Here is an 8,651-nt window from a genome sequence, read left to right as displayed (position 1 = left end):
CCCTGGAAGAACACCAGGTCGCCGCCGTGCTCGTCGGTGGGGGCCTGGAAGAAGTAGTTGAAGCCGATGTCGTAGAGGGTCGCCGAGGACGCGAAGGTGGAGATGTGGCCGCCCAGGTCGGGGTCGTGCTTGTTCGCCTTCATCACCATGGCCAGTGCGTTCCAGCGCACCAGCGAGCGGATGCGCCGCTCCATGAACAGGTCACCGGGCATGCGTGCCTCGTGGGTGACCGGAATGGTGTTGCGATAGGGCGTGGTGATGGCGTAGGGCAGTTGGGTGCCGGTGCGGCTGGCCAGCTCGCCCATGCGGGTCATGAGGTAGTGCGCGCGCTCCTCACCTTCGCGATCGAGGACGGATTCCAGGGCGTCCAGCCACTCCTGGGTTTCAATGGGGTCGAGATCGTGCATTGCGGAATACCTTGGCGGATTGCAGGGGGCCACGCTGGGGCGCTGCCCGGACGCTGGTGGCGTGCCCGTGCGGCAAGCTGGCCGACCCGCGCCGGCGTCGGCGGCGAAGCGGCGTTGCAAGAGGGTGGCGCGCGGAGGCCCGGGTAGTCGCTATAGCCTAGCTGGCGGCAAGCGCCGCGCCAGCGGGGCGGATGAGCGAACCGGGCGGGGCGCGCAAACGCGAAAGCCCCTGCCGTGGGGCAGGGGCTTTCATGCAGCGATCGCGCGGGCTGTGTTGGCTCAGCGGAAGGCTGGCAGCACATGCTTGATGAAGAGTTCCAGGGACTTCTTCTTTTCGGCGTGGGGCAGGCTGTTGTCGGCCCAGAAGCTGAATTCGTCGACGCCCAGTTCCTGGTAGTGACGGATGCGCGCGATCACTTCCTCGGGGGTGCCGATCATGGTGTTCTTGCGGATGTTCTCCAGCTCGAACTCGGGGCGGTCTTTGAATTTCTCTTCCGGGCTCGGCGGGAGGATGCCGTTGACCGGCGTCTGCTTGTTGCCGAACCAGGCGTCGAAGGTCCGGTAGAAGCGCGAGATGGCCGCGGCGCCGACTTTCCAGCCGTCCGGGTCATCGACGCTGTGCACGTGGGTGTGGCGCAGCACCATCAGTTGCGGGCGCGGCACGTCCGGGTTGGCGGCGAGGGCGGCCTCGAACTTGTTCTTCAGGTCGACGACTTCTTCGTCGCCCTTCATCAGCGGCGTGACCATCACGTTGCAGCCGTTCTTCACCGCGAAGTTGTGCGAATCCGGGTCGCGCGCGGCGATCCACATCGGCGGGTGCGGTTGCTGGATCGGCCGCGGCGAGGAGGTCGAGGTGGGGAACTTCCACAGCTCGCCATCGTGGGCGTAGTCGCCCTGCCAGAGTGCCTTGACCACCGGCACCATCTCGCGCAGGTACTGGCCGCCGGCCGTGGCCGGCATGCCGTTGGCCATGCGGTCGAATTCGTACTGATAGGCGCCGCGGGCCAGGCCGACTTCCATGCGCCCGTTGCTGATCACGTCGAGCAGCGCGCATTCGCCGGCGACACGCAGCGGATGCCAGAAGGGCGCGATGATGGTGCCGGCGCCCAGGCGGATGGTCGTGGTGTGAGCGGCGAGGTAGGACAGCAGCGGCATCGGGCTGGGCGAGATGGTGTATTCCATCGCGTGGTGTTCGCCGATCCACACGGTGCTGAAGCCACCGGCCTCGGCCAGCAGGGTCAGCTCGGTGAGTTCCTCGAACAGCTGGCGGTGGCTGGTCTGCTCATCGTAGCGCTCCATGTGTACGAACAAAGAGAATTTCATGTCGTTTACCTCGAACCCTTTTCTTGTTGCGCCTATGTCTGGCTGGTGGCGGTGAAGGCGCGGCCTGCGCCCGATCCGGTGAGGCCGGCGCAGCGGGGGAGCGGGACCTGGCTGCGAACTGCCTTGTATATTGGTATACCATAATACAAAATCGCCGCAAGTGAATTTTCGCGTGCACATCAGCAAGAGAGGGAAGATGAACATCAAGTACAAACTCACACTGGCCTTCGCCGCCATCGCCAGCTTGCCGGCGATGGCGGTCGCGGTGCTGGTCATCCTGCAGGTCCGCGAGGATGCGCGCAGCGCCTTCCTCGACAGCAGCGGCCGCGAGATCCGCCAGGTGGACAACGCCATGCAGCTGTTCTTCGAGGGCATTCGGCAGAACGTCGAGTTCCTCGCCGCGCACCCGCTGTTGCAGAACATCGACGGCAACCTCAAGCGCTACCTCAACGGCGAACTCGCCCGGCAGCCGGAAGGCCCGCAGGAGCAGGCGCTGTTCCAGTTGTTCGCCGGCATGGCCAAGAGTCACCCGGCCTATGCCTATGTGTCGGTGGGGACCAGTGAAGGCGGCTATCTGTTCTGGCCCGGCGATCCCAAGCTGAGCGACTACGATCCGCGCAGCCGCCCCTGGTACCAGCGCGCCATGGCCAATCCCGGACAGACCCTGCGCACCGAAGCCTATTACTGGCCGGGCGACGATGTGGTGCTGGTGAGCAGCGTGCGCAGCTTCGCCAACCGCCTCGGCGCGCAGGGCGGGGTGGTGAATATCGACGTCTCGCTCAAGCAGCTCACCGACATGGTCCGGCAGATCAAGCTCGGCGAGAGCGGCTACCTGATGCTGATGGAGCGCAACGGCACCGTGCTGGTCGATCCCAACGACCCGCAGCACAACTTCAAGGCGCTGGCCGCCCTGGGCGACGGCTATGCCGCCCTGGCCAATGCCGGCAGCGGGTTGCAACGGGTGACCCTCGGCGGCGAGCGCTACATGGCCAACGTCTATGCCTCCAAGGCCCTCGGCTGGCAGTTCATCGGGCTGATCCGCGAAAGCGAAGTGATGGCCGGCGCCACCCGCCTGACCTGGCTGATCGCCCTGGTCGCCGCCGTAGCCGCGTTGCTCTTCGCCCTCGCCGGCGCCTGGTTCGCCGAACTGATCGCCGCGCCGATCCGCGCGGTGGCCAGCGGTCTGGAAGACATCGCCCAGGGCGAGGGCGACCTGACTCGCAGCCTGCAGGTGCGCGGCCGCGACGAAACCGCCAGGCTGGCCGGCTGGTTCAACCAGTTCCTCGGCAGCATTCGCCAGTTGATCCAGCGTATCGGTCAGGCCGCGGGGCAGATCCACAGCAGCGCCAGCGGCTCCAGTAACGTCTCGCGGGACATGGCCGAAGCCGCCGCGCGCCAGCGCGAAGCCGTGGAGATGGTCTCCACCGCCTTCCACGAAATGGTCATGACCGCCAACGAGGTGGCGCGCTCCTGCAGCCAGGCTGCGCAGTCCGCCGACAACGGCCAGCGCCAGGCGCATGCCGGGCAGGGCCAGATTGAGGGCGCGGTGGCCAGCGTCAACAGCCTGTGCCAGGAGATCGAGCAATCGGCGACGGCGATGCAGCAGTTGCAGCGCGACAGCAACGATATCCAGTCGATCCTCGGCACCATCAGCGCGATCGCCGAGCAGACCAACCTGCTGGCCCTCAATGCGGCCATCGAAGCGGCGCGGGCGGGGGAACAGGGGCGTGGATTCGCCGTGGTCGCCGATGAGGTCCGCGCCCTGGCCAAGCGCACCGCCGATTCCACCGGCGAGATCGACGCCTTGCTCGGCAACCTGGCGCGCCGCACCCAGGAAATGGGCCGGCAGATGCACGCCAGCCTGGAGGTGTCGCAGCAGACCGTGCTGTCGATCGGCCAGGCGCGCGACAGCTTCGAGCAGATTCGCGAGTCGGTGGATGTGATCCGCGACATGAACACCCAGATCGCCACCGCCGCCGAAGAGCAGCACCAGGTGGCGGAAGACATCAACCGGCACATCGCGCAGATTCAGCAGGACGCGCAGTTGGTGGAGGCGCTGGCCAGTTCGTCGAGTGGCGAGGCGAGCACGCTGAACGGGCTCTCCGAGGAGCTGAACCACCTGGTGATGCGCTTCCGCACCTGACGCGTGCGGAAACGAACAGGCCGCCCACGGGCGGCCTGTTCGTTTGCCGGGGAGGCGCTCAGGCCATGCTGGCCAGTTCGCCCATCTTGCCGCGGCAGTAGACCATCGGATTGAGCGGCTGCTCGGGGAGGATCAGGTTCTTCACCGCGCCGACCAGGATGGCATGGTCGCCGCCTTCGTATTCGCGCCACAGCTCGCATTCGATGATCGCCGTGGCGTTGGCCAGCAGCGGGTTGCCCAGCTCGCTGAGGCTCCACTCGATGCCCTGCGCCTTGTCCTTGCCCTTGCGCGCGAAGGCGAAGGCTTCCTCGCGCTGCTCGGCGGAGAGCAGGTGGATGGCGAAGCGCTGCTGGCGGATCAGCACCGGGTAGGAGTCGGAGCTGTAGTTGGGGCAGAACAGCACCAGCGGCGGTTCCATCGACAACGAACTGAAGGCACTGGCCGTCAGGCCGACGATCTGCCCATCATCGTCGAGGGTGGTGATGACGGTAACGCCGGACGGGAAGGAGCCCATGACGTGTTTGTAGGCAGTCGTGTCGATCATGTTCGGGGACCTCGGTGGATGTTTCTCGGGTTTTGTGTCTGTTGGTATACCATAATACTTGCCGATATCCAGCATTTTTTAACGACCCGAAAGGCCCCGCTGGTGTCCCGCCGACGAACGTACATGCCGCGCCAGAACTGGCTTGCGGCGCTGGCGTGATAGTTCAACGCAGTGACCGGAGGGGGCCGTGCCTGTTGCGCGAGCGACAAAAAACTTGCCTGTTTTTTGGGATGCCATAATATGCTTTGCGCCGGCCGCCGCAGCGTCTCGCTGCCGCCGGCTCGCCCCAATGCCTGCCCTGCGTGGCTCTTACAAACACAAGAAACAAGGCAATACGATGCTTCTCGCACTTCTTCTCTGCCCGCTCCGGGCGCGTCGTCATGATCATTGCGCGCGGTCCAGCCTGCGCGCGTCGCCTCCCGCGGAGAACGGCGCTCGCTGAGCCTCGCCGCGCGCCACCGGCTGACGCTACGACCCTCCCATTGAATCGGCGCGCGCGTGACGGCGGGCGCCGCGACTTCTATCGAGCGCACGATCATGTCCCAGTCCGAGCAGACGACCCTCATTGAAAGCCACACCGTCGACCAGGTGCCGCCCGGCGAACGCCACGGCCGTTCCCGCGACCTCTTCACCCTCTGGTTCAGCACCAATATCGCGCCCTTGCCGGTGGTGACCGGCGCCATGGTCGTCCAGGTGTTCCACCTCGACCTGTTTTCCGGCCTGCTGGCCATTGTCCTCGGCCACCTGCTCGGTGGCCTGGTGATCGCCCTGGCCTCGGCCCAGGGCCCGCAACTGGGCATCCCGCAGATGGTCCAGAGCCGTGGCCAGTTCGGCCGCTACGGCGCGCTGCTGATCGTGTTCTTCGCCGCGCTGATCTACCTGGGTTTCTTCATTTCCAACATCGTCCTGGCCGGCGAGACCATCCACGGCATTGTGCCGTTCTTGCCACTGCCGCTGGCGATCCTGCTCGGCGCGGCCGGCGCCACCGCCATCGGCGTGGTCGGTTATCGCTTCATCCATAGCCTCAACCGCATCGGCACCTGGGTGATGGGCGGTGCGCTGCTGGCCGGTTTCATCGCGATTTTCTGCGGCAGCCTGCCGGGCGATTTCTTCAGCCGTGGCGCGTTCAACCTGTCCGGTTGGGTGGCGACCCTGTGCCTGGGCATCATCTGGCAGATCAGCTTCTCGCCCTACGTCTCCGACTACTCGCGCTACCTGCCGGCCAGCGTCGGCATTCTGCGGCCGTTCCTGGCCACCTATGCCGGCGCCTGCCTGGGTACCATCCTTTCGTTCGCCTTCGGCGCCGTGGCGGTGCTGGCGGTTCCCGAAGGCACCGACGCCATGGCTGCGGTGAAGCAGGCCACCGGGGCGCTCGGCCCGCTGCTGATGGTGCTGTTCCTGCTCAACATCATCAGCCACAACGCCCTCAATCTGTATGGCGCGGTCCTCTCGATCGTCACCTCGGTACAGACCTTCGCCAGCGACTGGACGCCCAGCGTGCGGCTGCGCGTGGCCCTGTCGGCGCTGGTGCTGATCGCCGCCTGCGGCATGGCGCTGAGCGCCTCGGCGAACTTCATCGCGCACTTCATCGGCCTGATCCTGGCCTTGCTGGTGGTCCTGGTGCCCTGGGTGTCGATCAACCTGGTCGACTTCTACCTGGTCAAGCGCGGGCGCTACGACATTGCCTCGATCTTCCGCGCCGACGGCGGCATCTACGGGCGCTTCAATCCGCCGGCGATCATCGCCTATGTGGCCGGCATCCTGATCCAGTTGCCGTTCGCCAACACCTCGATCTACGTCGGTCCCTACGCCAATTACCTGGGCGGCGCCGATCTGTCCTGGCTGGCCGGCCTGCTGGTGACCTGCCCGCTGTACTACTGCCTGGCGACCCGCTCGCGTTCGCCGCGCGAGGCATTGGCGCCGCTCGGCCTGGCCGACTGAAGCAAGGCCGCGCGTCAGCCAAGCCCCGCCCGCAACGGCGGGGCTTTTTCATGCCCGCCGTTCGTGCCGGGCACGCACCGCCCAGCGCCCGAGCTCGTGAGGGGCGAGGAAAGGTCGGGCTCGATCCGTCGGCGGGGCATGCGCGTGGGCAGCGTAGGAGGGCGTTGAGCGAAGCGATACCCATCGCTGGCAAACGCCCACTAGCCCCTTGGGTGAGCCGTGGCTGTCGTGGCTGTTCTGTCGCGGGCAAAAAAGAACCCCCTGCGCCGTGAGGCGCGAGGGGGCGAGTGGAGAGGTAGGTGGGGGCGGGTGCCGCTCAGTGCGCGCCGGCACCCTTGGCCAGGTCGCTTTCGTTCCACTGGGTGTACACGCAGGCGTCGCTCGCCGCCCAGCGCACGCGCACCTGGGCGCCCGGTTGCAGCGCGGCGGCGTTGCCGGAGAGCGCCTTGACGGTCAGGCGCGTGCCGCCCGGCGTGGCGACGGTGCAGGTCTGGCTCTCGCCGAGGAACACGGTCTCCAGCACGCTGGCCGGGATGTCGTTCCAGCCCGGGCTGGGCGCTTGCGCCAGGGCTTCGCTGGCGCTGAGCACCAGGGCTTTTTCCGGGCGCACCATCAGCAGCAGGTCCTGGTTGGGCGTCACGCCGGCGGTCGGGCGGATGGCCAGGGCCTGGCCCTCGAAATCGGCCGCGGCATTGCCCAGGGTCTTGACCTTGATGAAGTTGGAGTTGCCGAGGAACGAGGCGACGAAGGCGTTCGGCGGGTCCTGGTAGAGGTCGTAGCCACTGCCCAGGCCGACGATCTTGCCATGGCTGAAGATGGCGATGCGCTGCGACAGGCGCATGGCTTCTTCCTGGTCGTGGGTGACGTAGACGATGGTGATGCCCAGGCGCCGGTGCAGGTGGCGCAGTTCGTCCTGCAGGTCCTCGCGGAGTTTCTTGTCCAGCGCGCCGAGGGGTTCGTCCATCAGCAGGATGCGCGGTTCGTAGACCAGCGCGCGGGCGATCGCCACGCGCTGCTGCTGGCCGCCGGAGAGTTGCGCCGGGCGGCGGTGGGCGAAGGATTCCAGTTGCACCAGGCGCAGCATGGCGTCGACCTGGCGCTCGCGCTCCTTGGGATCGCGCTTGCGGATGCTCAGCGGGAAGCCGATGTTGTCGCGCACGTCGAGGTGCGGGAACAGCGAATAGCGCTGGAACACCATGCCGATGTCACGCTTGTGCGGCGGCACGTTCACCAGCGACTTGCCGTCGACCAGGATTTCGCCGGAGCTGGGCGTCTCGAAGCCGGCCAGCATCGACAGCGTGGTGCTCTTGCCGGAGCCGCTGGAGCCGAGGAAGGTGAGGAATTCGCCTTCCTGGATGTCCAGCGACAGGTTGTCCACGGCGGTGAAGTCGCCGTAGTGCTTGTTCAGGTTGCGCAGGCTGACCAGGGCGCGCTGGTCGTTGGGGTTCTTGATCACGGCACTCATGGGTTTACCTCGGCGCTCAGGCACGGATTTCGTTGCGCCGACGCAGGACGGCGGCGAGCAGCATTACCAGCAGGGACAGACCGATCAGCAGGGTCGAGGCCACTGCGATCACCGGCGTGAGATCCTGGCGCAGGGTGCTCCACATCTTCACCGGCAGGGTCTGCAGGGTCGGGCTGGCCATCATCACGCTGAGCACCACCTCGTCCCAGGACACCAGGAAGGCGAACAGGGCGCCGGCGGCGATGCCCGGGCGGATGGCCGGGAAGGTCACATGGAACACCGCCTGCAGGCGCGAGGCGCCGCAGATCACCGCGGCATCCTCGATGGAGCGGTCGAACAGCTTCAGCGAGTTGATGATCGAGATGATGGTGAAGGGCAGGGCGACGATCACGTGGCTGACCACGAAGGCGAACAGCGTGCCGGTATAGCCCAGCTTGAGGAACAGCGCGTAGACCGCCACCGCGATGATCACCAGGGGCACGATCATCGGCAGGGTGAACAGGCCGTAGAACAGTTCCCGGCCGGGGAAGCGACCGCGCACCAGGGCGAAGGCGGTGGGCATGCCCAGGGCCACGGAGCAGAAGGTGGTGAGCACGGCGACCTTGAGGCTGGCCAGGGCCGCCTCCATCCATTCCGGATTGGCGAAGAACTGCAGGTACCACTTCAGCGTCCAGCCCGGCGGTGGGAACACCAGCCACTGCGAGGAGCCGAAGGACAGCAGCACGATGAACACGATCGGCAGCAGCAGGAAGGCCGCGATGGCGCCGGTCACGGCGAACAGGCCGGCGCGCAGGCGCGGCCCCATGGCGTTGGCGGAGAGCAGCATGG

5 protein-coding genes and 3 pseudogenes are annotated in these 8,651 nt (G+C 66.5%); 3 read left to right on the top strand and 5 right to left on the bottom strand.

Annotated features, from left to right (window positions below):
- Both aceE and BLQ74_RS25825 read right to left on the bottom strand, forming a co-directional pair.
- Positions 1-407 (bottom strand): annotated as a pseudogene (aceE, locus tag BLQ74_RS25830) (pyruvate dehydrogenase (acetyl-transferring), homodimeric type); the annotation flags it as partial.
- Between the two features lie 279 nt (positions 408-686).
- Positions 687-1,730 (bottom strand): LLM class flavin-dependent oxidoreductase, encoded by a 1,044-nt coding sequence (locus BLQ74_RS25825; RefSeq protein ID WP_090268207.1) that lies wholly within the window; start codon positions 1,728-1,730, stop codon positions 687-689.
- 196 nt (positions 1,731-1,926) lie between these two features.
- Between BLQ74_RS25825 and BLQ74_RS28285 the strand changes: the two are divergent.
- Positions 1,927-2,970: pseudogene (locus BLQ74_RS28285) on the top strand (cache domain-containing protein); the annotation flags it as partial.
- Between the two features lie 384 nt (positions 2,971-3,354).
- Positions 3,355-3,873: pseudogene (locus BLQ74_RS28280) on the top strand (methyl-accepting chemotaxis protein); the annotation flags it as partial.
- A 58-nt stretch (positions 3,874-3,931) separates the two neighbouring features.
- Here BLQ74_RS28280 and BLQ74_RS25815 read toward each other — a convergent pair.
- Positions 3,932-4,417, bottom strand: a complete 486-nt coding sequence (locus tag BLQ74_RS25815) for a flavin reductase family protein (RefSeq protein ID WP_090268203.1) — start codon at positions 4,415-4,417, stop codon at positions 3,932-3,934.
- 537 nt (positions 4,418-4,954) lie between these two features.
- Here BLQ74_RS25815 and BLQ74_RS25810 point away from each other — a divergent pair.
- On the top strand, positions 4,955-6,358 hold the full coding sequence (locus tag BLQ74_RS25810; protein ID WP_090268202.1) for a purine-cytosine permease family protein: 1,404 nt from the start codon (positions 4,955-4,957) through the stop codon (positions 6,356-6,358).
- A 316-nt stretch (positions 6,359-6,674) separates the two neighbouring features.
- Here the strand turns inward: BLQ74_RS25810 and BLQ74_RS25805 are convergent, their stop codons facing one another.
- Together BLQ74_RS25805 and BLQ74_RS25800 are read right to left on the bottom strand one after the other, a co-directional pair.
- Positions 6,675-7,823, bottom strand: a complete 1,149-nt coding sequence (locus BLQ74_RS25805; protein ID WP_090268200.1) for an ABC transporter ATP-binding protein — start codon at positions 7,821-7,823, stop codon at positions 6,675-6,677.
- Between the two features lie 16 nt (positions 7,824-7,839).
- On the bottom strand, positions 7,840-8,649 hold the full coding sequence (locus BLQ74_RS25800; RefSeq protein WP_090268198.1) for an ABC transporter permease: 810 nt from the start codon (positions 8,647-8,649) through the stop codon (positions 7,840-7,842).
- Positions 8,650-8,651 lie beyond the last annotated feature (2 nt).

The organism is Pseudomonas panipatensis (assembly GCF_900099785.1).
Lineage (GTDB): Bacteria > Pseudomonadota > Gammaproteobacteria > Pseudomonadales > Pseudomonadaceae > Pseudomonas > Pseudomonas panipatensis.
This window is presented reverse-complemented; position numbering and strand designations above follow the sequence as displayed.